The sequence below is a fragment of the Rhodococcus mengyinensis genome (assembly GCF_048381435.1).
In the GTDB taxonomy this organism is placed as follows: domain Bacteria; phylum Actinomycetota; class Actinomycetes; order Mycobacteriales; family Mycobacteriaceae; genus Rhodococcus_F; species Rhodococcus_F opacus_D.
Genome location: NZ_JBLWIT010000075.1, coordinates 1 through 21,501, shown reverse-complemented (window position 1 = coordinate 21,501; position 21,501 = coordinate 1). Strand labels below are relative to the sequence as shown.

Annotated in this window: 23 protein-coding genes; 14 read left to right on the top strand and 9 right to left on the bottom strand. The window is 68.9% G+C overall.

Translation table 11 applies throughout. The features are described 5' to 3' along the window. Positions 1-88 precede the first annotated feature (88 nt). From ACNJ7E_RS14755 to ACNJ7E_RS14735, 5 genes are all read left to right on the top strand, one after another. Complete coding sequence (locus tag ACNJ7E_RS14755; RefSeq protein WP_280783141.1) at positions 89-1,309, top strand: lipase family protein; 1,221 nt, start codon at positions 89-91, stop codon at positions 1,307-1,309. A gap of 118 nt (positions 1,310-1,427) precedes the next feature. Then, a complete protein-coding gene (locus ACNJ7E_RS14750; RefSeq protein WP_280783142.1) occupies positions 1,428-2,114 on the top strand; it encodes an SDR family NAD(P)-dependent oxidoreductase in 687 nt (228 codons plus the stop codon). Positions 2,115-2,174: 60 nt separating this feature from the next. Further along, the gene (locus tag ACNJ7E_RS14745) at positions 2,175-4,532 is read left to right on the top strand and encodes an ATP-binding protein (protein ID WP_280783143.1); all 2,358 of its coding nucleotides are present in this window, start codon (positions 2,175-2,177) and stop codon (positions 4,530-4,532) included. Between the two features lie 274 nt (positions 4,533-4,806). After that, positions 4,807-5,196 carry a Zn-ribbon domain-containing OB-fold protein gene (locus ACNJ7E_RS14740; protein WP_105417507.1) on the top strand — a complete coding sequence of 130 codons (390 nt, stop codon included), beginning with the start codon at positions 4,807-4,809 and terminating at the stop codon, positions 5,194-5,196. Positions 5,197-5,201: 5 nt separating this feature from the next. Continuing rightward, positions 5,202-5,522 (top strand): hypothetical protein, encoded by a 321-nt coding sequence (locus ACNJ7E_RS14735; RefSeq protein ID WP_280783144.1) that lies wholly within the window; start codon positions 5,202-5,204, stop codon positions 5,520-5,522. A 10-nt stretch (positions 5,523-5,532) separates the two neighbouring features. Here ACNJ7E_RS14735 and ACNJ7E_RS14730 read toward each other — a convergent pair whose 3' ends face one another. The 3 genes from ACNJ7E_RS14730 to ACNJ7E_RS14720 are packed head-to-tail and all read right to left on the bottom strand — an operon-like array spanning position 5,533 to position 9,142. Then, entirely contained in the window at positions 5,533-7,629 is a 2,097-nt protein-coding gene (locus ACNJ7E_RS14730; RefSeq protein WP_280783145.1) for a xanthine dehydrogenase family protein molybdopterin-binding subunit, read from the bottom strand. Further along, positions 7,626-8,618: an FAD binding domain-containing protein gene (locus tag ACNJ7E_RS14725; protein ID WP_280783147.1), complete on the bottom strand. Its 993-nt coding sequence runs from the start codon at positions 8,616-8,618 to the stop codon at positions 7,626-7,628. The genes ACNJ7E_RS14730 and ACNJ7E_RS14725 overlap by 4 nt, the downstream gene beginning before the upstream one ends. Further along, complete coding sequence (locus ACNJ7E_RS14720) at positions 8,615-9,142, bottom strand: 2Fe-2S iron-sulfur cluster-binding protein (protein ID WP_280783148.1); 528 nt, start codon at positions 9,140-9,142, stop codon at positions 8,615-8,617. The genes ACNJ7E_RS14725 and ACNJ7E_RS14720 overlap by 4 nt, the downstream gene beginning before the upstream one ends. Before the next feature lie 125 nt (positions 9,143-9,267). On the opposite strand from ACNJ7E_RS14720, the gene ACNJ7E_RS14715 reads away from it, so the two are divergent. Genes ACNJ7E_RS14715 through ACNJ7E_RS14700 form a run of 4 tightly spaced genes read left to right on the top strand, consistent with a single transcriptional unit; the run spans position 9,268 to position 12,282 of the window. Further along, positions 9,268-9,933: a glycosyltransferase family 2 protein gene (locus tag ACNJ7E_RS14715; RefSeq protein WP_280783149.1), complete on the top strand. Its 666-nt coding sequence runs from the start codon at positions 9,268-9,270 to the stop codon at positions 9,931-9,933. Further along, positions 9,930-10,895 (top strand): acyl-CoA dehydrogenase family protein, encoded by a 966-nt coding sequence (locus tag ACNJ7E_RS14710; protein ID WP_280783150.1) that lies wholly within the window; start codon positions 9,930-9,932, stop codon positions 10,893-10,895. The genes ACNJ7E_RS14715 and ACNJ7E_RS14710 overlap by 4 nt, the downstream gene beginning before the upstream one ends. A 2-nt stretch (positions 10,896-10,897) precedes the next feature. Further along, entirely contained in the window at positions 10,898-11,671 is a 774-nt protein-coding gene (locus ACNJ7E_RS14705; protein ID WP_280783151.1) for a PIG-L deacetylase family protein, read from the top strand. Beyond that, positions 11,656-12,282 (top strand): class I SAM-dependent DNA methyltransferase, encoded by a 627-nt coding sequence (locus tag ACNJ7E_RS14700; protein ID WP_280783152.1) that lies wholly within the window; start codon positions 11,656-11,658, stop codon positions 12,280-12,282. The genes ACNJ7E_RS14705 and ACNJ7E_RS14700 overlap by 16 nt, the downstream gene beginning before the upstream one ends. A gap of 13 nt (positions 12,283-12,295) precedes the next feature. Here the strand turns inward: ACNJ7E_RS14700 and phoU are convergent, their stop codons facing one another. Both phoU and ACNJ7E_RS14690 read right to left on the bottom strand, forming a co-directional pair. Then, positions 12,296-12,943, bottom strand: coding sequence for a phosphate signaling complex protein PhoU (phoU, locus tag ACNJ7E_RS14695; RefSeq protein WP_280783153.1), 648 nt, complete (start codon positions 12,941-12,943; stop codon positions 12,296-12,298). Between the two features lie 39 nt (positions 12,944-12,982). Further along, positions 12,983-13,252 carry a DUF4235 domain-containing protein gene (locus ACNJ7E_RS14690; RefSeq protein ID WP_280783154.1) on the bottom strand — a complete coding sequence of 90 codons (270 nt, stop codon included), beginning with the start codon at positions 13,250-13,252 and terminating at the stop codon, positions 12,983-12,985. 132 nt (positions 13,253-13,384) lie between these two features. On the opposite strand from ACNJ7E_RS14690, the gene ACNJ7E_RS14685 reads away from it, so the two are divergent. Both ACNJ7E_RS14685 and ACNJ7E_RS14680 read left to right on the top strand, forming a co-directional pair. Then, on the top strand, positions 13,385-14,707 hold the full coding sequence (locus tag ACNJ7E_RS14685) for an NAD(P)/FAD-dependent oxidoreductase (protein WP_280783155.1): 1,323 nt from the start codon (positions 13,385-13,387) through the stop codon (positions 14,705-14,707). 38 nt (positions 14,708-14,745) lie between these two features. After that, on the top strand, positions 14,746-14,973 hold the full coding sequence (locus tag ACNJ7E_RS14680) for a hypothetical protein (RefSeq protein WP_280783156.1): 228 nt from the start codon (positions 14,746-14,748) through the stop codon (positions 14,971-14,973). Here the strand turns inward: ACNJ7E_RS14680 and ACNJ7E_RS14675 are convergent. Then, the gene (locus ACNJ7E_RS14675) at positions 14,970-15,659 is read right to left on the bottom strand and encodes an HAD family hydrolase (protein ID WP_418340218.1); all 690 of its coding nucleotides are present in this window, start codon (positions 15,657-15,659) and stop codon (positions 14,970-14,972) included. The genes ACNJ7E_RS14680 and ACNJ7E_RS14675 overlap by 4 nt on opposite strands. Positions 15,660-15,737: 78 nt before the next feature. Here ACNJ7E_RS14675 and ACNJ7E_RS14670 point away from each other — a divergent pair, with 78 nt between their 5' ends. Further along, positions 15,738-16,181 (top strand): SRPBCC family protein, encoded by a 444-nt coding sequence (locus ACNJ7E_RS14670; protein ID WP_317567508.1) that lies wholly within the window; start codon positions 15,738-15,740, stop codon positions 16,179-16,181. Between the two features lie 4 nt (positions 16,182-16,185). Next, positions 16,186-17,808, top strand: coding sequence for a phytoene desaturase family protein (locus tag ACNJ7E_RS14665; protein WP_280783158.1), 1,623 nt, complete (start codon positions 16,186-16,188; stop codon positions 17,806-17,808). A 12-nt stretch (positions 17,809-17,820) separates the two neighbouring features. Here the strand turns inward: ACNJ7E_RS14665 and ACNJ7E_RS14660 are convergent, their stop codons facing one another. Next, on the bottom strand, positions 17,821-18,231 hold the full coding sequence (locus tag ACNJ7E_RS14660) for an NYN domain-containing protein (RefSeq protein ID WP_280783159.1): 411 nt from the start codon (positions 18,229-18,231) through the stop codon (positions 17,821-17,823). An 85-nt stretch (positions 18,232-18,316) separates the two neighbouring features. Here ACNJ7E_RS14660 and ACNJ7E_RS14655 point away from each other — a divergent pair, with 85 nt between their 5' ends. Further along, complete coding sequence (locus tag ACNJ7E_RS14655) at positions 18,317-19,300, top strand: magnesium transporter CorA family protein (RefSeq protein ID WP_280783160.1); 984 nt, start codon at positions 18,317-18,319, stop codon at positions 19,298-19,300. 603 nt (positions 19,301-19,903) lie between these two features. Here ACNJ7E_RS14655 and ACNJ7E_RS14650 read toward each other — a convergent pair. Together ACNJ7E_RS14650 and ACNJ7E_RS14645 are read right to left on the bottom strand one after the other, a co-directional pair. Then, positions 19,904-21,049 (bottom strand): RNA polymerase sigma factor, encoded by a 1,146-nt coding sequence (locus tag ACNJ7E_RS14650; protein ID WP_280783161.1) that lies wholly within the window; start codon positions 21,047-21,049, stop codon positions 19,904-19,906. Positions 21,050-21,055: 6 nt separating this feature from the next. Beyond that, positions 21,056-21,463 (bottom strand): YciI family protein, encoded by a 408-nt coding sequence (locus ACNJ7E_RS14645; RefSeq protein ID WP_280783163.1) that lies wholly within the window; start codon positions 21,461-21,463, stop codon positions 21,056-21,058. Positions 21,464-21,501 lie beyond the last annotated feature (38 nt).

Genomic DNA, 21,501 nt, shown 5'->3' with positions numbered 1-21,501 from the left:
TCCATTGCAGTGGCGTAACGGGCGGGCCCGAATACCGATATCTCCTGCGAACTCGGTAACAATCGATCTACGCAAACTAGGAGGCGGCATGAAGCGCTCACGTATCTCGAGCCTCACCGCGGGTGCACTGTGTGCCGCATTCGTCGCCTGCGCCACCGTCGCGAACGTCGGAGTCGCGGCTGCTGTGCCGATCTATCCCGCATCCGACCCCGATCCCTTCTACCTGCAGCCGCAGGGTCTGGCGGATACGGCGGTCGGCGAGCCGCTCGTGGTCCGGCCGATGCCGCCGTTGCTCGCCTTCCCCGACACCGACGTCTGGCAGGTGAAGTACCGCACCACCAACTCGGAGGACCACCCGATCTCGTCGGTCACCACCGTGCTGGTTCCCCGCACCCGGGCGGTGAACGGGCCGCTGCTGTCGTATCAGCACATCATCAACGCGCTCGGACCGCGGTGCGCGCCGTCGCGGACCCTGTACTCGAACGATCCCGACCTCCAGATCAAGGAGGCGCCGGCACTGAACCTCGCACTGCAACGCGGCTGGACGGTCGCGCTTCCCGACCACCTCGGCCCGAACAGTGCGTACGGTGCCGCACGACTCGGCGGAACCATTACCCTGGACGGCATCCGCGCGGTTCAGCGGGTGCCCGAACTCGCCGTGGCGGAGAGCCCGGTCGCGCTGGCCGGGTACTCCGGTGGCGGCATGGCGTCGGCGTGGGCTGCGGCGCTCGCCCCCACGTACGCGCCGGAACTGAACATCGTCGGTGTCGCCGAGGGCGGTGTGCCCATGAACATCGGCAAGATGGCCAACGGCCTCGGCATGCAACCGCACCCGGCGTTCGGCCTCGCGATGGCGGCGGCACTCGGACTCGAGCGTGAGTACCCGGACCGCCTTCCGATCAGCGAGCAACTCAACGATCGCGGCCTGGCGATGCGCGACGAGATGGTCAACGCGTGCACCAACGGCATCCTCGCGGCAGGCGCAGGGCGCAGCGCGACGGAGGTCGCCAGGACCACCGACCTCATGAGCAGCCCGCAGGCCTGGGAGGTGCTGAACGAGAACAGTGTCGAGCTGTATCCGGGGGTTCCGACCGCGCCGATCTTCGAATGGCACAGCCCGACAGACGTACTCATTCCGGTCGATTCGATCGAGGCGACCGTCGCGCGCTACTGCGCCGCCGGCGTCACGGTGCAGTCCGATCTGTTCCCGAGTCCCGACCACCTGACCACCGCCGTGCTGGGCCTTCCGACCGCCCTGGACTACCTCGATGCCCGGTTCCGCGGCGATCCGGCGCCGTCCAACTGCTGACGGTGGGCGTCGATCCGCGACGGGTCGCGTGTGCGGCTCGTCGTCGGATTATGTTCTGCCCGTACGCAGTCCGAAAGTTGAGCGTTTGAGCAGATCTGCCAGGGGGTATTCCGAATCCATGCACCCCAGCACACGCACCGCAGTCGTGACGGGATCGGACTCGCCGATGGGCCGAGCGGTCGCACTGGCGCTCGCGGACCACGGGTTCCACATCGGCCTCGCCTACGCCGCGGACCGGGACAGCGCCGAAGCCACCGCCGCCGACGTCCGGTCCAGATCGGTGAATGCGGCCGTGCAGCGCATGGACCTGGCGGACCTGCCCGACTCCGCGGCCGCCGTCGACGAGTTCGCCCGTGAGCTGGGCGGAATCGGCGTTCTCGTCAGCTGCCCCGGCAGTACGGCCGTCGAGTGCATGCAGCGCGCCGTCCGTTACATGATTGCAAGTGGCGGGGGCGGCCGGATCGTCAACATCGTCCCGTCGTCGTCCGGTCTCGGCGGACTCACCGGTCTGCTTGCCGCCGAATTGGCGCGATACTCGATCACGGTCAATTCGGTCGTGGTGCCCGCGGTCGAACCGGACTTCGCGTCGCCCGGCCCCGACGACCGGGAAGTCGCCGCCGTCGCGTCGTACCTGACCGCGCCGGGCGCAATGTTCGTCACCGGGGCCGCCTACGTGGTCGACGGCACCCGGATCGCCATGATCCCGCACAGCCTGACCGAGGCCGGCACGCGGCGGCCTGCCCGCCGCGCCAACCGCATCCGGTCCTACACCGGCCGCTGGGCGCCCACCCGCTGGACGCGGTGACCCGAAACTCGCGGACCCGCAGCCGAAAGCGTCGTTGCCGCCGCGCACCGGGAGTACCGTGTGCGCAGGGGGCTGCGAGTCGAGAGTGACGGTGTGATGCCGGCGGCAGTGAAGGGCACAGTGGGAAATCTGCCCCACGAACTGACGAGTTTCGTCGGCCGTCGCCGTGAGGTGACCGAGGCGCGACGTCTGCTGTCCGTGTCACGACTGGTGACGCTCGCCGGGATCGGTGGGGTCGGGAAAACCCGGCTGGCGTTGCGGGTGGCTGCCGATGCGAGTCGCGCATTCGAGGACGGCGTGTGGCTGGTCGAACTGGGAGAGCTGGACGACGACACGACACTCGTCGACGCCGTGTCGGCGGCACTGCGACTGCGCGAGCAGCGCTCCGGGAACCCGGAGGTGCTGCTGACCGAGTACCTCGCCACCCGGCAACTGCTGCTGGTGCTCGACAACTGCGAGCACGTGGTCGCCGCGGCCGCCGCGTTGTCGGAGACGTTGTTGCGGAGCTGCCCGGAGTTGCGGATCCTCGCGACGAGCCGCGAACCGCTGGCCATCGGCGGCGAGGCGGTACTGCGGGTGCCGCCGTTGACGGTGCCCGAACCCGAACGCTCGTCACTGCAGGGCCTGCCGCAGTACGAGGCGGTGACGTTGTTCGTCGAGCGGGCGGCCACGGCGGTGCCGGAGTTCGAACTCACCGAGGACAACCATGTGGCGGTGGCCCGGATCTGCCGCCAGCTGGACGGGTTGCCGTTGGCGATCGAGCTGGCGGCGGTGCGGCTGCGGGTGATGTCGGCGGAACAGATCCTGCAGCGACTGACCGACCGCTACCGGTTGCTGACGGTCGGATCGCGGGGCGCGCCGAGCCGGCAGCAGACCCTGCGGCTGTGCGTCGACTGGAGCCACGAGCTGTGCACCGAGGAGGAACGCGAGCTGTGGGCGAGACTGTCGGTGTTCGCCGGCGGCTTCGAACTGGACGCCGTGGAGGGAATCTGCGCCGGGGACCTGCCGGTGGAGAACGTCCTCGACGTGGTGGCGTCGTTGATAGACAAGTCGATCCTGATCCGCGAGGAGTCGGGGCCGGCGGTGCGATACCACCTGCTCGAGACGGTGCGCGACTACGGCCGCGAGAAATTGCAGGAGACCGGGGAGTACGTGTCGCTGCGGCGGCGGCACCGCGACTGGTACGAGCAGTTGGTGGTGCAGTGCGAGGCCGAGTGGATCGGTCCCCGGCAGGCGATGTGGATCGGCCGGCTCGACGCGGAGACGCTGAACGTGCGGGCGGCTCTCCATTTCTGCCTGACCGAGCCGGGGGAGGCCGAGACGGGGCTGCGGATCGCCGCCGCACTGTACCCGTACTGGCGCGCCCGCGGACTGCTCCGTGAGGGTCGCCGCTGGCTCGGACAGCTGCTGGGACGGCACCCGGGTGGCGCGAGCCGGGAACGGATCGAGGCGCTGTACGTCGACAGTGTGCTCGCGGGCATGCACGGCGACCGCGAGGCCGCGAAAGCGCTGGTCGACGAGGGGGTCGTCCTCGCCGAGCGGAACGGTGACATGCTGATGCGTGCCCTGGTGGTCCACGCCGCCGGGTGCTGCGCCATGTTCGCCGGGGACCTCCCCCGCGCACGGGCCTGCTTCGAGGAGGCACTCGCCGAGTTCCGCGACAAGGGCAACCTGCTCCAACTGACGTGGGGACTGCTCGGGGTGGCACTGGTCAGCGGCATGCAGGGTGACGGGGCGGTGGCGAAGATGTGCGGATCCGAGATCTTCGCGCTCACCGAGGCGCACGGCGAGTCCGTGTACCGGGGCTGGTCGCTGTGGGCGGCGGGAATGGCGGCGTGGCAGCGCGGACACCTCGCCCTCGCCGACGACTACGTGAAGCAGGGGCTGCGGCTGTCCCACCTGGTCGACGACCGGATCAGCGCGTGCGGGGCACTCGAGGTGCTCGCCTGGGTCGCCGTCGGCTCCGGCCGGGCCCAGCAGGCCGCCGAACTGATGGGCGCCGCGGAGGCCGTCGCGCAGACCGTGGGCAACCCGAGCACCGTCTACCCGAACCTGCTCGTCCACCACGCCGAATGCGAGCAGCAGGCACGCGCCGTGATCGGGGACCGCGCATTCGACGCCGCCTTCGACCACGGCATGCACACGTCGTTCGACGATGCGGTCGCCTATGCGCTCGACGAGCAGCGACCGGAGGCGGTGTCGGCGTCGAACGGGGCGACGCACCTGACCCGACGAGAATGGCAGGTCGCGGAACTGGTCGCCGACGGGCTCACCAACAAGGCGATCGCCGCCCGGTTGGTGATCTCCCAGCGCACGGCGCAGGGGCATGTCGAGCACATTCTCGCGAAACTGGGTTTCAATTCGCGCACCCAGATCGCGGCGTGGATCGTCGAACACGCACAGGACCCGCACCCCTGACCGGGCACCCGCACGGGACGAAATAGGTATGTCCCCGGGTCGTTCAGCCGCTGTACTTCGCCGCCGCGGACGGGATGCTCGTACGCGTCCCCCAATCCGGCTCGAGACCGAGGCCCCCGATGTCCACTGATCCCCGAACGCACCGAAAGCCCGACCCCCAGCTTCCACGGCCCCCGATTCTCCGTCGGGCGCACACCGACCGGTGTCTTGTGTGGATCGGGGGAAGCCGAATGGCAGACGAGGTGGTGGGGCAGGAATTCACGGGGGTGACGGCGTGACCACGGACGGCATGACCCGCTGGCAGGGTCTTGCCCAGAAATGCGAACTGATGATCCAGCGCTGCCTCAACTGCACGACCCTGCTCGCGCCGTTGATGGCCACCTGCTCCGCGTGTCAGGGTTCGAACCTCGAGCGGGTCCCGTCGTGCGGCGTCGGATCGATCGTGTCCTCGAAGGTGGTCCACCGCGAGGTGAACGAGACCAACCGTGGCCTCGTCCCGTGCACGATCGCGATCGTCGAACTCGACGAGGGACCATGGGTGTACACCTGGATCGACGGCGACGTCCCGGCACCGTCCGACTGTCCGGTTCGCGTCGAGTTCCGTCCCGCGTCGACGGCGGAACAGTTGCCGGTGTTCGCGGTCCGCTCCGCCGGTCAGCGGTGAGCGGCATGACGACACAGATCACAGAGGAACCGGAGGAAGCGTTCGGCACCGATTGGCTGCGCCTGGCGCTTCGCCGATGCGATCTGCTCGCGCAGATGCACTCGGTGAGCTCGGATGCCCGGTGGATGATCAGCTTCGCGATCCAGTGGGCACCGTTCGGTGGTGCCAGCGCGGCGGAACTGCTGGAGCGATTCGGTGTCAGCCGCCGACGCTTCATGGAACTCGTGCTCGAGGGACTCGCACCGAAGTCCACCGATGTCCAGAAGATCCGTGCGATGAAAAGTCACCTGCGCACCTCCCTCGCGCAGGCGTGGGGCGTGCAGTAGCACCGGTCGATCACCCGGGCAGCAGGTCGTCCAGGTGGATCGGCACCTTCCGAACCCGCACCCCGGTGGCGTGACGAACAGCGTTCGCCACCGCGGCCGCTGCCCCGACGATGCCGATCTCACCGGCGCCCTTCGATCCCATCGGATTGGCGTGCTCGTCGACGTCGTCGAGGCACACCGCGTCGAGGTACCTGATGTCGGCGTGCGTGCTGACGTGATAGGAGGCAAGGTCCTGGGTCACGACGTGACCGAACCGGGGGTCGTTCACACTGCTCTCGTGCAGCGCCATCGAGATCCCCATCGTCATCCCGCCGAGGAGTTGCGACCGAACCGTGCGGGTGTTGATCACCCGGCCGATCGCGAACACCCCGAGCATGCGTTCGACGCGGATCTCGCAGGTGTCCCGGTGGACGTGCGCCTCCACGAAGTGGGCACCGAACGAGTGGAGCGCGAACTTGTCGGCGTCGGGGTTGTCGGGCGTCCCCGCACTCGTCGCCGCGCCCGGGGCGGGGGACGTGCCGTGCTGGTCCCGGAACGCCCGGGCCGCCGCGACGATCGCACTGCCCCAGGAACTGGTACCCGTGGAGCCGCCTGCGACGGTCGCCGACGGAAGATTCGTGTCGCCGATCTGCAGGACGATCGCGTCGAGGGGACAGCCCAGCGCGTCGGCGGCGATCTGCGTGAGCGCGGTCCATGCGCCGGTGCCGATGTCGACCGACCCGATCTGCACGGTGTACGTGCCGTCGGATTCGTACACGATCCGGGCAACCGATCCCGGTGACGTGTTGGCGGGATACGTTGCGGACGCGACGCCCATCCCCACCTGCCACTCGGAGTCCGACCGGGCCTGCGCCGTCGCGTCGCGGTCCGCCCACCCGAAACGCCGGGCGCCCTCCCGCAGGCAGTCGGTGAGGCGCCGACCCGACCAGGGGTGGCCCGTACTCGGGTCGACGTCGGGTTCGTTGCGGATCCGCAGTTCGATCGGGTCGAGTCCGCAGGCCTCGGCCAGTTCGTCCATCGCCACCTCGGCCGCGAACATGCCCGGGGTCTCGCCGGGCGCACGCATCCAGGAGGGGGCGGGCACGTCGAGGGACGCGAGACGGTGGGTGGTGTACCGGGTGCCCGCGGAGTACATCAGCCGCGACGGGACTGCCGCCTGTTCGGCGAATTCCTTGATCTTCGCGGACTGCACGATCGCCTCGTGGGAGAGCGCGGTCAGCCGTCCGTCTGCATCCGCCCCGAGCCGGATGTGCTGCACCGTCGGGGTGCGATACGCGGAGAGGGCGAACATCTGCTGCCGGGTGAGCGCGAACTTCACCGGCCGGCCGTCCACCCGCTGCGCCGCCAGCACCACGAGCACGTCGTGCGCGTGCGGCAGTCCCTTGGAGCCGAAGCCGCCGCCGACGTACGGGGCGATCACCCGCATCTGCTCGACTTCGAGTCCGAACAGCGGTGCCAGCGTCTGCCGCACGGAGTGGACGCCCTGCGTCGAATCGTGCAGCGTCAGAACCGGTCCGCTGCCGCCCGGGGTCCATCGGGCGATGGCGGCGTGCGGTTCCATCGGATTGTTGTGTTCCATCGCGGTGGAGTACACCTGATCGACCGTGACCGCGGCGGCGGCGAGTGCCGCGTCGACGTCGCCGTCCTCGGTGTCGGTCGGGAACCCCGCGTTCACGTCTTCGGGGGCGTACAGGTCGTCCCGGCCGGAATGGAAGTCGGTGTCGTGGGATTCCACGTCGTAGTCGACACGCACGATGCTCGCGCCGTGCCGGGCGACCTCCGGTGTCTCCGCGACCACCGCACCCACGAATTGGCCGCGGAAGTGGACGTCGGGGTCCTGCAGGATCGCGAGTTCCCCGTCCGAGGTGTCTGCGAGGCGAGGCGCATCGAACACCGTCAGGACCGCGAGCACCCCGTCCAGGGCTTCCGCGTCGGCCGTGTGCATCGCCGTGACCCGGCCGCGTCCGATCGTCGACAGGATCGGATGCAGATACGTCGGCTCCTCCACCGGGTACTCGAACGCGTACAACGCCGTGCCGGTCACCTTGTCGTGGGCGTCCAGCCGTTCGGCGGAGGTCCCGATCACCTTCGGATCGACGAGGGTCATCGGCGCGCCTCCTCGGCGAGTGAACGAAGTACCGACGCGAGCACCCGGCGGGTCAGCGCGACCTTGAATTCGTTTCCCGGAAGCGGTTGTGCCGCGGCGAGTTCCGCTGCGGCGGCCTCGGCGTACGTGGCCTCCGTGGGCGGCGACCCGACGAGGACCTCCTCGGCGAGCGTGGCACGCCAGGGTCGGTGCGCGACCCCGCCGAGCGCGACCCGCGCCGACGTGATCGACGTGTCCCCGATCGTCAGCTCGGCGGCCACCGACACCACCGCGAACGCGAACGAGGCACGGTCACGCACCTTCCGGTACGCGGACCGGTTCCCGGCAGGCGGCGGGGGCAGCTCCACGGCCGTCACGAGATCACCGTGCGCGAGGACCGTGTCGCGGTCGGGCCGGTCCCCGGGAAGCCGGTAGAACTCGCTCAGCGGGATTCGCCGGTCACCGTCGGCACTGCGCACCACCACGACACCGTCGAGCGCCGTCATCGCGACGGCCATGTCGGACGGGTGCACCGCGACGCAGTGCTCCGACGCGCCGAGAATGGCGTGGTAGCGGACGTAACCGCCGATCGCGGAACACCCGGTGCCGGGCTCCCGCTTGTTGCAGGGCGTGGTGACGTCCTGGAAGTACACGCAGCGAGTCCGCTGAAGCAGATTTCCCGCCGTGGTCGCGACGTTGCGCAGCTGGCCCGACGCACCGGAGAGGAGTGCGCGCGACAGCATCGGGTACCGGGCGCGGACGACGTCGTGCGCGGCGAGATCGCTGTTGCGGACGGCCGCCCCGATACGGAGCCCGCCGTCCGGGAGTTCGGCGACGTCGTCGAGGGGAAGACGGCTCACATCGACGAGGAGATGCGGGTGCGCCACCCCGAGCTTCATGTGGTCGACGAGGTTGGTGCCGCCGGCGAGGAACGACGCCCGCGGGTCACCCGTGACCGTGGCGACGGCACTGTCGACGTCGGTGGCCCGTTCGTAATCGAAGGGAATCACGCCTCCGCCGCCTGCCTGATCGCCGCGAGGATGTTCGGGTACGCGCCGCACCGGCAGAGGTTTCCGTTCATCCGCTCCCGTATCTCGTCGTCGGTGAGTTCGGGCGGAGCGGTCAGGTTCTCGGTGACGGCGCTCGGGTGCAGGGCCAGGAACTCGTCGAACATCCCGATCGCCGAACAGATCTGACCGGGCGTGCAATAACCACACTGCAGTCCGTCCTGCTCGACGAACGCCTGCTGAACGGAATGCAGCACCTCTCCGTCGGCCAGTCCGTGCGCGGTGACGACGCGGTCCCCGTCGTGGGCGACGGCGAACGTGAGGCAGGGCGTGACCCGTCTGCCGTCGAGGAGGACGGTGCACGAGCCGCACTGGCCGTGGTCGCAGCCCTTCTTGGGCGCGGTCACCCCGAGGTGATCGCGAAGCGCGTCGAGCAGCGTCGTGCGGGTGTCGACTTCGAGTGTCCGTTCCTCACCGTCCACGGTGAGGGTGATCTTCCGGTAGCGGGGGCTGTCCGCGACATTCATGGCGGGAGGTTACCCGCGGTGACGGATCCCGAATCAGTCTCGGCGGTGCCACGGCTGTGGTTCCCCTGACGACGGACTGGGTACTTGCTGAACCCGGAAACAGTGAGTGATCAGGAAGGGACGTCATGCGCGTCGAGCACATCACGGTGGTCGTGCCCGCCCACGACGAGGAAGCGTTGCTGCCGCGCTGCCTGGAGGGCCTGCATACCGCCGCGCAGGCGGTGTCCGTGCCGGTCACGACAGTGGTGGTGCTCGACGGGTGCACCGACGGCAGTGAAGCCGTCGTCCGCAGGGCGGGTGTCGACGTCGTGGTCCTGGGTGCGCGGAACGTCGGAGCGGCCCGGCGTGCGGGTTTCGAGTCGGTCGCCCCGCGCCCGCACGAGTGGTTCGCCACGACGGACGCCGACTCGCGCGTCCCCGCGCACTGGCTGTCGTCCCACCTGCAACACGCGAGTCGTGGGGCGCAGTTGGTGGCGGGCACGGTGGCGGTCACCGACTGGTCGGGGTGGCCCGACCACGTCCGGTCGCGGTACGGCAGCGCCTACCGGTCCGGCGCCGCCCACGGGCACGTGCACGGCGCGTCCCTCGGATTCTCCGCGGACCTGTATCGGGCGGCGGGAGGGTTTGCCGCACTGCCCGCGCACGAGGACGTGGATCTGGTGCAGCGGATGGTCGAGCGGGGAGCGAACGTGGTGTGGAGTATCGATGCCCCGGTGGAGACATCTGCGCGAGTCGACGCCCGCGCGCCGCAGGGTTTCGCCACGTACCTCGAAGGACTGCAGGACCGATGAGCGCCGACGTCACCCACGGCAGCAGCCCCACCGACGCCGCAGTGCGGGCGATCATCGGTGCGGGGGACGCGGAACTGCCGCTGCCCGGCGGAGGCTCGACCGCAGCCCGGTGGGCACGGCTGACGCAATGGTGCCGCCACGACCTCTCGGTCGGCCGGCTCCTCGAGGCACACGCCGACGCGGACGCGATCCTCGCCGAAGTCGACGGCACCCGCTCCGGCCGGAACGAATTCTGGGGCGTGTGGGCCAGCGAGCCACCACACCCCGTCCTGCACGCGTCCCGCGACGTCACCGGGTGGCGCCTGCGGGGGACGAAGGCATGGTGCTCCGGGGCGTCGATGTGCACGCATGCCCTGGTCACGGCACGAGTCGACGGGCAACCCCGCCTGTTCGCCGTCGATCTGCGGGAACCGGGGGTCACGGCGGGACGCGGAGGCTGGCGGAATCCGGGCATGGCGGCGACCGACACCGAGTCGGTGACGTTCGACGGTGTTCCCGCGCGACCGGTGGGCGCGCCCGACGAGTACCTGGATCGTCCCGGGTTCTGGCACGGCGGCATCGGGGTGGCGGCGTGCTGGTTCGGGGGCGCACTCGCCGTCGCGGAACCGCTGCGGGTGCGGGCCCGGAGTGGCCGCGCGGACAGTCACCAGCTCGCGCACCTCGGCGCGATCGACGTCGCCGTCAGCGCGGCACGATGGGCACTCGAATCGGCGGCCGGGGAGGTGGACGCGAGCCCCCTCGACCGGAAATCCGCCCAGGTGCGCGCGTTCCGGATGCGGGCGCTGATCGAACGGACCGCGAGCGAGGTGATCGACCGCGTCGGCCGAGCGCTGGGCGCCGCGCCGCTCGCGACCGACGCCGACCATGCCCGCAACGTCGCGGACCTCCTCGTCTACATCCGGCAATCCCACGCCGAACGCGATCTCGCGACACTCGGCGCACTCGTCGCGGGGGAGGACTGACAGTGGACAACGGCACCAGGTTCCGGGAGATTCCCGTGGCCGCGCGCGGCACACCGGAGGACGAATGGCAGCCGTGGCTGGCGTCCACCCGCTTCTTGCCGGTACCACTCGCGGAATGCGACCGGTTGGTCGTCGTCGCACCACATCCCGACGACGAGGTACTCGGCGTGGGCGCGCTGATGGCCGCCGCCGCGGCCGCGGGCATACCCGTCGTGGTGGTGGCGGTGACGGACGGTGCGGCGTCCCACCCGGACTCGCCGACGCTGTCGCCCGACGCCCTGGCCGCCGCCCGGATCGCCGAATCGAACCAGGCGACAGCACTGTTGGGTGTCGGGGAACCACTGCGACTCGGAATACCGGACGGCGGGGTGAGCGCACACGAGCACGCACTCACCACCGGCCTCGTGGACGTGCTCACCGCGACCTCCGGTGAAGGGGAGAGGGTGTGGGTGCTCGCGACCTGGCGAGGGGACGGCCACCCCGATCACGAAGCCACTGGGCGAGCTGCGGCAGCAGCTTGTTCGATCACCGGGCACCGACTGATCGAGTATCCGGTCTGGATGTGGCACTGGGCCCGGCCTGCCGATCCGGCGGTGCCCTGGAACCGGATACGCGTCCTGACCCCGGCCGCCGAGATCCTGGCACGCAAACGCCGTGCCGTCGACGAATTCCGGACCCAGATCCTCCCGCTGTCCGAGGACCCGCGGGACGCCGCGATCCTCCCGCCGTGGGTGCTCGCGAGACTGATGCGGACAACGGAATGGGTGCTGTGGTGAGCGCGATGGATCCCGGCTACTTCGAGACGATGTACGCGGACTCGGCGGACCCGTGGGGCTTCGACGAACGGTGGTACGAGCGCCGCAAGTACGCGCTCACTCTCGCGGCCCTGCCCCGTCCGCACTATCGGCGGGCGTTCGAACCGGGGTGCTCTATCGGCGTGCTCACGGCGCACCTGGCGCGGCGCTGCGACCGGGTCGTCGCAACGGACGTGGTTCCGCGCGCCCTGGAGAGCGCACGGGACCGTCTGCGGCGCGAAGGAGTGGCCGACCGGGTGGAACTCGGCCTCGCATCGCTGCTCGACCCGTGGCCGCCCGGCGCCTTCGACCTCGTCGTGCTCAGTGAGGTGCTGTACTACCTGACGCCCGCCGACCTCGCCACCACGCTGGGACGTGCCGTCGACGCCCTGGAAGTCGGTGGCACTCTCGTGGCGGTCCACTGGCAGCATCCGGTACCCGAGTACCCGCAGACCGGCCGCGCGGTGCACGAGACGGTCGCCGCGACGGACGGCCTCCACCGTGCCGGGGCGTACCAGGACGCGGACTTCCACCTCGACGTCTACACCCGAGGTCCGGTGCCCTCGGTGGCCGCGGCGGAAGGGTTGAGCTGACCGGGCGCCGCGCTCACTGTTCGGGCAGGCTGCCCGTCTCGAGGAAGATGACGCGCCTGCCGATCTCGACCGTGTGGTCGCAGAACCGCTCGTAGAAGCGGCCGAGCAGGGTGATGTCGACGGCCGACTGGACACCGTGCGGCCAGTCCTCGGCCTGGGTGATCGTGAACAGGCTCCGATGGAGTTCGTCCATCGCCTCGTCCGCCGTCAGCAATTCGCGTGCGCGTTCGGGATCGCGGTGTTGCAGAACCTGCTCCGTCTCCTTCGCCTGCGCGACGGCGACGGCGCCCATCTCGGTGAACACGTCCAGGACCTCGTCAGGAACGACGTGGTCGGGATGCCGTCGGCGGGCGATCTTCGCGATGTGCACCGCGAGTCCGCCCATGCGGTGCAGATCCGCGGAGATGTGGAGGCCGCCGACCATGAACCGGAGGTCGTGCGCGACCGGCGCCTGCAGCGCCAGCAGTGCGAAGGCCCGCTTCTCCCAGTGCGCCGCGGCATCGTCGAGTTCGCCGCTCACATCGATGACGTGCTCGGCGAGCTCGAGGTCTGCCTGCAGCAGTGCGTCGCTCGCCTCCGACATCGCGGTAACGGACAGCCGGCACATGGAGGCGAGATCGCCGGACAGGCTGTCGAGGTTTTCCGCGAAACGAGTACGCATCGGCTCAGCCTAGGGGTGTTCCGTGACAACTGCCTCGATCTACCGGGGGTCGGCGTGGGCGAGCTTCCGGTATCCCTGCGCGCCTGCACGGTCTACCGCCGCCTTGACCAGGCCGAATACGGTGCCCTGCACGGCCGCCGCGATCAGCACCTCGCGGGTGCTGCGTGTGAGATCCTTGGGGTCGGGAGCCTCGGATTCGCCGGCGACGCGCTTCCACACCTGACCGAAGGCCGCACTGGCCGCGATTCCGCCGGCGACACTCGCGGCCAGCGCCAACGGTTTGTACATTGCCTTCGACACAGCACTCATGTTCCCGCCCTTCACATTCGATCACGTCGATCACTCTCGTACGGCGAGTACCCGGAATCGCCGTCCTCACACCGCGATGCCGCGCCGCCGGAGATTGTTTGGTTCGACGCCAGGTTGGGGACAGTGTTCTGTATGACCCACGAATCAGCTGGAGAGCCAACTCGCATCGTCGTGGTGGGAAGCGGCTTCGCCGGATTCGAATGCGCACGCGCTCTCACGCGGCGCCTCCGGGGGACCGATAGCCGCATCACCATGATCTCGGCGCACGACTACATGCTCTACACACCGCTCCTGCCCGAGGTGGCGGGCGGAATCCTGGACGCACGGTTCGTCACCGTTCCGCTGTCCGAGGCGCTGCCGAACGTCGAACTGGTGAAGGGCAACGTCGATTCCGTCGACTTCGAGGCCCGCACCGTGCACGTGACCGACTGTGAGCAGGGCGTCGAGGACGTGGCCTGGGACCGGGTGGTGCTCACCCCCGGGTCGGTGACGCGCCTGTTCGACATTCCCGGTCTCGCCGAGCACGCCAGGGGACTCAAGACGCCGGCCGAGGCGCTGTACTTCCGCGACCAGCTCCTCACCCAGATCGAACTCGCCGAGCGGGACACCGATCCTTCGGTCGCCGACGCCCGCCGGACGGTCGTCGTAGTGGGTGCCTCCTACGCGGGCACGGAACTCACCGCCCAACTGCGCGCCCTCGCCGACGAAGCGGCCGCGCGGCGAAACCTCGACCCCGCGAAGATCCGGTTCCTGCTGCTCGACGCCGCCGACAAGGTGATGCCGGAGGTGGGGGAGAAGCTGGGCGGCAAGGTACTGGATGTGCTGCGCTCCCGCGGCATCGACGTACGACTGGAAACCACCCTCACGGAACTCGGACCCGAACACGTCACGCTCGACGACGGCACCGTGATCCCCACCCGCACCGTCGCCTGGGTGACGGGAGTGACCGCCAGCCCCCTCATCGACACGCTCGGATTACCCACCGAGAAGGGAAGGTTGACGGTGCGCCCCGACCTCTCGGTGGACGGGCATCCCGACGTGTTCGCGGGCGGCGACGCCGCAGCTGTTCCCGATCCGAAGAACAGCGGGTCGATCACCCCACCCACCGCCCAGCACGCCGTCCGGCAAGGGCAGGCCCTGGCCAGCAACGTCGCGGCCAGCCTGGGCGTCGGCGACCCGAAACCGTACAGCCACCGCGACATGGGTCTCGTCGTGGATCTCGGCCCGGGGTTCGCCGTCGCGAATCCTCTCGGCATCCAGCTGTCGGGGTTCCTCGCGAAGGTGGTCACGCGCGCCTACCACCTGTACGCCATGCCGAACGCGGCCAATCGCTGGGCGGTCGCTCTCGCCTACCTCACCGATCTGCTCTTCCCCCGCCCACTTGTGGCGATCGGACTGGTCACCGATTCAGAATCGCGGTTCGCGGCCGGGGAGGGCGTAGGAGCGCAGCACTGAAAGCACGCCGCCTGCGAACGCAACGAAAGGAACAGATGATGGCTGAGAGCAAGAAGCAATTCGTCGCACTGCGCCTCGACGAGGTGATCCACGAATGGGAGGCGGACGCGCCTGCCGGTGGTTCCGAATCCGGGGGATCGGAGGGTCCGTTGGTCACAGCGCAGCGCCACCGAGCCGAGATAGACACCGCGACCGACGAGCGTGTCGACGAGATCGCCGACGCGTATCCCGAGATCGCGCAGGCGTGGTCGTCGCGCGGAGCCTAGGACACCAGCAGCTTCGCCAGCGGACTGGACTCGAGGTTGTCCAGTAGGTCCTGTGCGTCCTCGAACACCGCCGCCGCGCCGGCCTCCGTCAACTCGGCGCGGGAAATACCCCCGCTGAGGAGACCGACGAACGTGACACCGGCCCGGGACGCCGCCTTGCCGTCCCACACAGCGTCGCCCACCATCACCGCAGTGTCGGGCGACGAGGACGCTCGGTCCATCGCCGCACGGACCACCCCAGGATCCGGCTTGGCATGATCGACGTCCTCGGACGACGTGGTGTGAGCGATGTACGAGTCGACCGACAAGATCTCCCGCAGCACATCCAGCTCCTCCTCCGGGGCGGAAGTGGCAAGGACGACCTGCACACCGCGCCCGTGCAATTCCCGGATCAGTTCCCGTGCCCCGGACAGCGGCCGCATGCTGTCCCGCGCGCCGAGGTAATACGTCGTGTGGAGATCCTTCGCGCGGTCCCCGAGCTCGTCCGCATCGTCACCGAGAAGCGATTGCAGGAGTAGCGAAGAATCCAGTCCGATCGCACGATGCACCCGCCACGCGTCCACATCGTGCCCGACCTCCCGGAACGCCCGCTGCCACGCTCGGACGTGCAGGTAATTGGAGTCGACCAGGGTGCCGTCGACGTCGAACAGCGCTGCTCGGGTGGTGGACGCGGATTCCGCAGACATAGGCTCGAGCAAACCACAGTTTTCGATGCGATGAACGTGGGTAAGCGCGGAGAGTCCGTCAAGTACTCATTCGAGGGAGTGGTCGTCATCGAGGCACAACACGACACGTCGGCGTCGGCTTCGGACGTGTGGTCCGTTCTCGCCAACGGGTGGCTGTACCCGTCCTGGGTGGTCGGAGCGTCACGCATGCGTGCCGTCTCCGCCGAATGGCCCGCCGTCGGGAGCCGTCTGCACCATTCCGTCGGCGCCTGGCCCGCGTTGATCGACGACTCCACCGAGGTCCTCTTCGCCGAAGAGGACCGTGAACTTCGGCTGCTCGCCCAGGTGACGCCTACGAAAGCTGTCGTGCGACTGCGACTCGAGCCGCGTGGATCCGGCTGCCACCTCCGGATGTCCGAGGCCGCAGCCTCCGTTCCGTTGAAGTGGGTTCCGCAGACGGCGCAAGACCTCGCGGTCCTCCCGCGAAATCTGGAGTGTCTACGCCGGCTCTCGTTCCTCGCCGAGCGAAACACGAAACCCTGACGCCGTGACAGTGCGGACTGTCGACGCTGTCGTCATCGGGGCCGGACCCAACGGTCTCGCCGCAACGGCCACCCTGGCGGAGGCCGGCTGGGACGTCGTCCTCCTCGAACAACAACCCGAGCCGGGTGGCGCCGTCAGGTCGGCCGAACTCTTCCCGGGTTTCCGCACCGACCTGTTCAGTGCGTTCTATCCCCTGGCAGCGGTCTCACCGGCGATCCGGCACCTCGACCTCGAAGGTGTCGGTCTGCGATGGAGCCAGGCGCCCGCCGCGGTCGGGCACCCCAGGCACCCGCACGACGACGACGCCCCGCTGATCCACGGGGATCCGGCAGACACCGCGGCCGACCTCGAGCGCAGGCAACCGGGGGACGGACAGGCGTGGCTCCGCCTCTTCGAGCAGTGGAAGGACGTGAAGGAACCGTTCCTCGACACCCTGTTCAGCCCGTTTCCGCCTGTACGGGGACCACGGCGACTGTTGTCGCAGCTCGGCACCGCGGAAGCTCTCCGGCTCCTGCGTTTCCTCATGCTGCCCGCACGCCGGATGACGCACGAGCTGTTCGACGGAGAATCGGCCCGGGTGTTGTTGCTGGGCAACGCAATGCACGCCGACACCCCGGTCGACGCACCGGGGAGCGGAGTCATGGGATATCTCCTGACCATGCTCGCGCAGGACGACGGGTACGTCGTCCCGGTCGGTGGGGCCGGCGCCCTCTCCGCCGCGATGGCGGAACGAGCGAGACGGAACGGCGCGGAAATTCGGTGCGGCGAGGAGGTGACGTCGATCGAGGCAACCGGGGGAGTGGCGACAGAGGTTCGGACCGCGGGCGGCGACCGCTATCTGGTCAGGCGCGCGGTGCTCGCCGATGTCTCCGCGCCCGCACTCTACGGACGGCTGCTGGATTCCTCCGCTGTCCCTGCGGGCGTCCGTGCAGACCTCGAGAAGTTCGAATGGGATACCCCCGTCGTCAAGGTGAACTACGCTCTGGACCGCAAGATTCCGTGGCGGTCGCGGAGCCTCGAATCCGCCGGAACCGTGCATCTGGGTGCCGACGACAACGGACTGGTCCGGTGGATGGCCGACCTGACCACAGGGGTGATCCCGACCCACCCGTTCCTGCTGTTCGGTCAGATGACGACGTCCGATCCCAGCCGCTCGCCCGAGGGAACCGAAAGCGCCTGGGCCTACACGCATCTGCCGCGGGGAATCACGGACGACGAATCGGCCGAGTTGCTGGGGCACCGAGTGGACGCGATGCTCGAATCGCACGCGCCGGGATTTGCCGAGCGCGTGGTGGGTCGCAATGTGCAGCGTCCGGGCGACCTCGAGGCGAGCAACGCGAACCTGCACGGCGGCGCCGTCAACGGCGGCACCGCCCAGCTGTACCAGCAGCTCGTCTTCCGCCCGACCCCGGGTTCGTCCGGGCCCTACACGTCCATCGACCGGCTGTATCTGGCCAGCTCGGCCACCCATCCGGGCGGCGGTGTCCACGGTATGTGTGGATACAACGCGGCTCGTGCCGCCCTGGCCGATCACGGGCGGTGGGGGTTGGTGCGGAGGAAGGTCCGTGGCCGCATCCTCGACCTCGTGGTCACCCCCGACGGAAAGCGGTCGCCGCACCGCCGCTGAGTGGTAAGACCGTCAGGAGTCGATGTGGTCCAGGAGCCAGCGCGGACCGATTGTTCTGGCCCCGAGTGCCTCGACTCGGTCGCGGAGTTCTCGGTCTGCGGTGACGACGGTGATCGGCCGGTCGCCGTCCTCCTCGGCGGCTGCGGCCACCACGTCGACGATCGCGTCGTCGCCCGAACCGACCGCCGATACCACGTGCAGGCCCTCGAATTCCGGGTTGGTCTCACCGGTGACCGCGGCCTTCGCCGCGCCCTCGAGGACGACCACCACCTCGGCGGGCTGGTCCAGGCGCTGTTCGAGGGTGCCGAGCTTGGCGAGCAATCGTCGGGCCGCACCGGCACGATCACGCCACCAACCGTCGGGTCGCGAGCCGACGACGTTCGCAGCATCCACCACAACCAGCGCAATTTTGTCGTCAGCCACGCCCTCAGTCTCCTCTGTCCTCGCATCCGCCGTGCGGGTGCTATGACAGAGGAGATGGTCTGTCCGTCGTGGCGAGGAGGCCGATATGGACGTCCGCTTCATCTCCCGTGACGGTGTGCGTTCGTGTGCGGTGACGGAACTGAGGGCGTTGCTCGACCGCCCCGACGGATTGGTCTGGGTGGATGTCCCGACCTGGGACGACCAGGCGAACGACGCTTTGACCACGATTTTCGGCTTCCATCCTCTCGCCGTGCGGGATTCGATGAACCGCAATCAGGTCCCGAAGGTGCACAGGTACGAGGACCACTTCTTCGTGGTTCTGCACGCGCCGCAGTCGGGAGCGCACGGACACGTGCACTACGTCGAACTGGACCAGTTCATCGGCGGCCGGTACCTGGTCACCGTGCACGGTCCGGTGAATCCGGCGATCGATCCCTCGACCGCAATGGTCGAGGCGAATGCGGTGCTGGGCCGGCTGGAGTCGGGGAAGTTGCAGCCGGGCACCGCGTTCGAGTTGTCGTTCGCGTTGCTCGCCGCGTTGACGGCTCGGATGCGGGCGTACACCGCCGAGCTGACCAAGGACGTGTGGAAGCTCGAGCAACAGGTCACCGGCGGGCACCTCGGCAATCCGGAAACCTTTCTCGACGAGATGTTCCGAGTCCGACACGGTCTGCTCACGGTCGGCACCATGGCCGCGTTGAGCCGAGAGGTCTACGGCCGCATGGTCACCATCGAGGCGTTCGGCGCCGGCAAGGGGCAGGATCTCCTGCTCGACGCGGTCGACCAGTTCCAGCATCTGACCGTGATGGCCAAGGGCCAGAAGGACTACCTCCAGGGCACGATCGAGTTCTACCAGGCGCGCACGAACACCAAAATGACCATCGCTGCCGAGCGACTCGCCGTCATCGCGGCCGTCACGCTGCCGATTACTGCTCTGTCCTCGATCATCGGCATGAATGTGATCGTGAACGAACGGACGCAATGGCTCTCGGTTGCCGCGATCCTGCTCGTGATGCTCGCGATGTCCGGGGCACTGCTCGTCTGGGCGAAGCGTAAAGGCTGGTTCTGACGCGTGTATTTTGCGTTCAGCGGGGGAGTGGCGAACTCGGCGGCAGGGCCGTGCCTGGGGTGGGGGGGACGCGTGACCAGCTCGTGGCATTCCCACCATCTGCGACTCCTGCAGGCTCGTCGGAAATCGCCGCATCAAGTCCCCAAAAAATTCGACGGTATGACTCTGACTCGGACGGAACGCGTCGATTACCCGAATTTTGGTGGTCACCCCGCGGCGTCGGGGTAGTGGGACCCTTGTCTGCACCTCTCGACTAGCTCACAACTTGTTCGAAGGGCTTGGACGCAACGGGCCTCAGGCCGACGCCGGAGTAGGGGAGAGGGCGCTGCCGGGGCCGGCTGAATGCCAGGGGGAGTGGAGCGACTCGCCCTGGCGTTCAGCCGAGTAGCGGTCGGCAGCGAACAGGAATCGCGCACCCACCGTCAGCGCCCTTCATCTTCTTCCGTCGCCGGTGGTTGACTCGGACCGTGACGGAACACCCTGTTTTAACGAATTCGCGGGGTCACCAAGGCCCGCAGCAACCGTCGTCACCACAACCATCACGCTCCCTTTCCACAGCCGATCACCACATAACCAGCGCATACGAGACGGTGTGGTCGCTGCTCAACTACGCAGGTGTGCGTTGAGCCGAGCGGCCTGTCGCGTGAGGTGGTCCCGTTCGGGGAGGTTGGGCGCCGACCGGGCTGCTTCGGCGTAGAGCCGTGCTGCGGTGGCCGGGTCCCCGTCGCGCTCGTGTAGGTACGCCGCGGCCGCGGAGTGCCGGGGCAGAGCGGGGTCGAGCCCCGACAGGGCGGCCAGGCCCGCCCTCGGGCCATCTGCCTCGCCGACGGCGACGGCCCGGTTGAGGCGGGCCACCGGGCTGTCGGTGAGGCGCACCAGTTCGTCGTACCACTCGACGATCTGCACCCAGTCGGTCTCCGCGGACGTTCGGGCGTCGGCGTGGAGCGCAGCAATGGCGGCTTGGGCCTGGAACTCGCCCAGTCGGTCGCGGGCGAGGGCCGACTGGAGTACGACGACGCCCTCGGCGATCAGGCGGGTGTCCCACAGACTGCGGTCCTGCTCGGCAAGAGGCACGAGGCTGCCGTCGGTGCGGGTCCGCGCCGGGCGCCGTGCGTGGTGGAGCAGCATGAGCGCGAGCAGGCCCGCGACCTCCTCGTGGTTGGTCTTGGCCGCCAGCTGGCGAGTAAGCCGGATAGCCTCGGCGGCGAGATCGATACTGCCGCCATAGCCCTCGTTGTAGACCAGGTAGAGCACGCGCAACACCGTCGCGACGTCACCGGGCTGGTTGAACCGCACGTCCGAGACGGTCCGCTTGGCCCTGCTGATCCGCTGGGCCATCGTCGACTCGGGCACGAGGTAGGCCTGCGCGATCTGACGCGTGGTCAGGCCGCTGACCGCGCGCAGCGTCAGCGCGACGGCCGAAGCGGGTGTCAGCGACGGGTGCGCGCACAGGAAGTACAGCTGGAGTGTGTCGTCCACCGCCTCGCCCGGGCCGGGGGAGGGCTCGGCGTCGACACGTTCCTCGCGGTGCCGCCGCGAGGAATCCGCGCGCGTGGCGTCGAGAAACTTGCGCCAGGCCACGGTGACCAGCCAGCCCTTGGGGTCGCGCGGTGGGTCGTCCGGCCACGCACGCACGGCCTCGATCAGAGCGTCCTGCACGGCGTCCTCGGCCGCCGCGAAGTCTGCTCCGCGACGAACGAGGACGCCGATCACGGTGGGGGTGAGGGTCCGCAGAAGGGCGTCGTCCACCGTGCGTCACTCCGTGACGGTCGGGTGCGCGGCCAGGAACGGACGCACCTCGAGCCATTCGTGGATCGGTTTCCCGTCCGCACCCGGGGCCGCGGACAGCTCGCCGGCCAGTTCGAGTGCCCGCTCGTGGGTCTCGACGTCGATCACCATCCAGCCGGCGATCAGGTCCTTGGTCTCCGCGAACGGGCCGTCGGTCACTGGCGGTCGCCCCTCGCCGTCGTAGCGGACGAACGTGCCCTCCGGGGAGAGTGCCTGACTGTCGACGAACTCGCCGGTGCTTTCGAGCCGAGCGGCGAAGTCGTTCATGTACTGCACGTGGGCGGAGATCTCCTCCGGTGTCCACTTGTCCATGGGCACGTCGTTGACCGATGCCGGCGCGCCACGGTAGTGCTTGAGCAGCAGGTACTTGGCCATCATGTTCTCCTTGGTGCGGTACGGCCCATTCTGGCCGT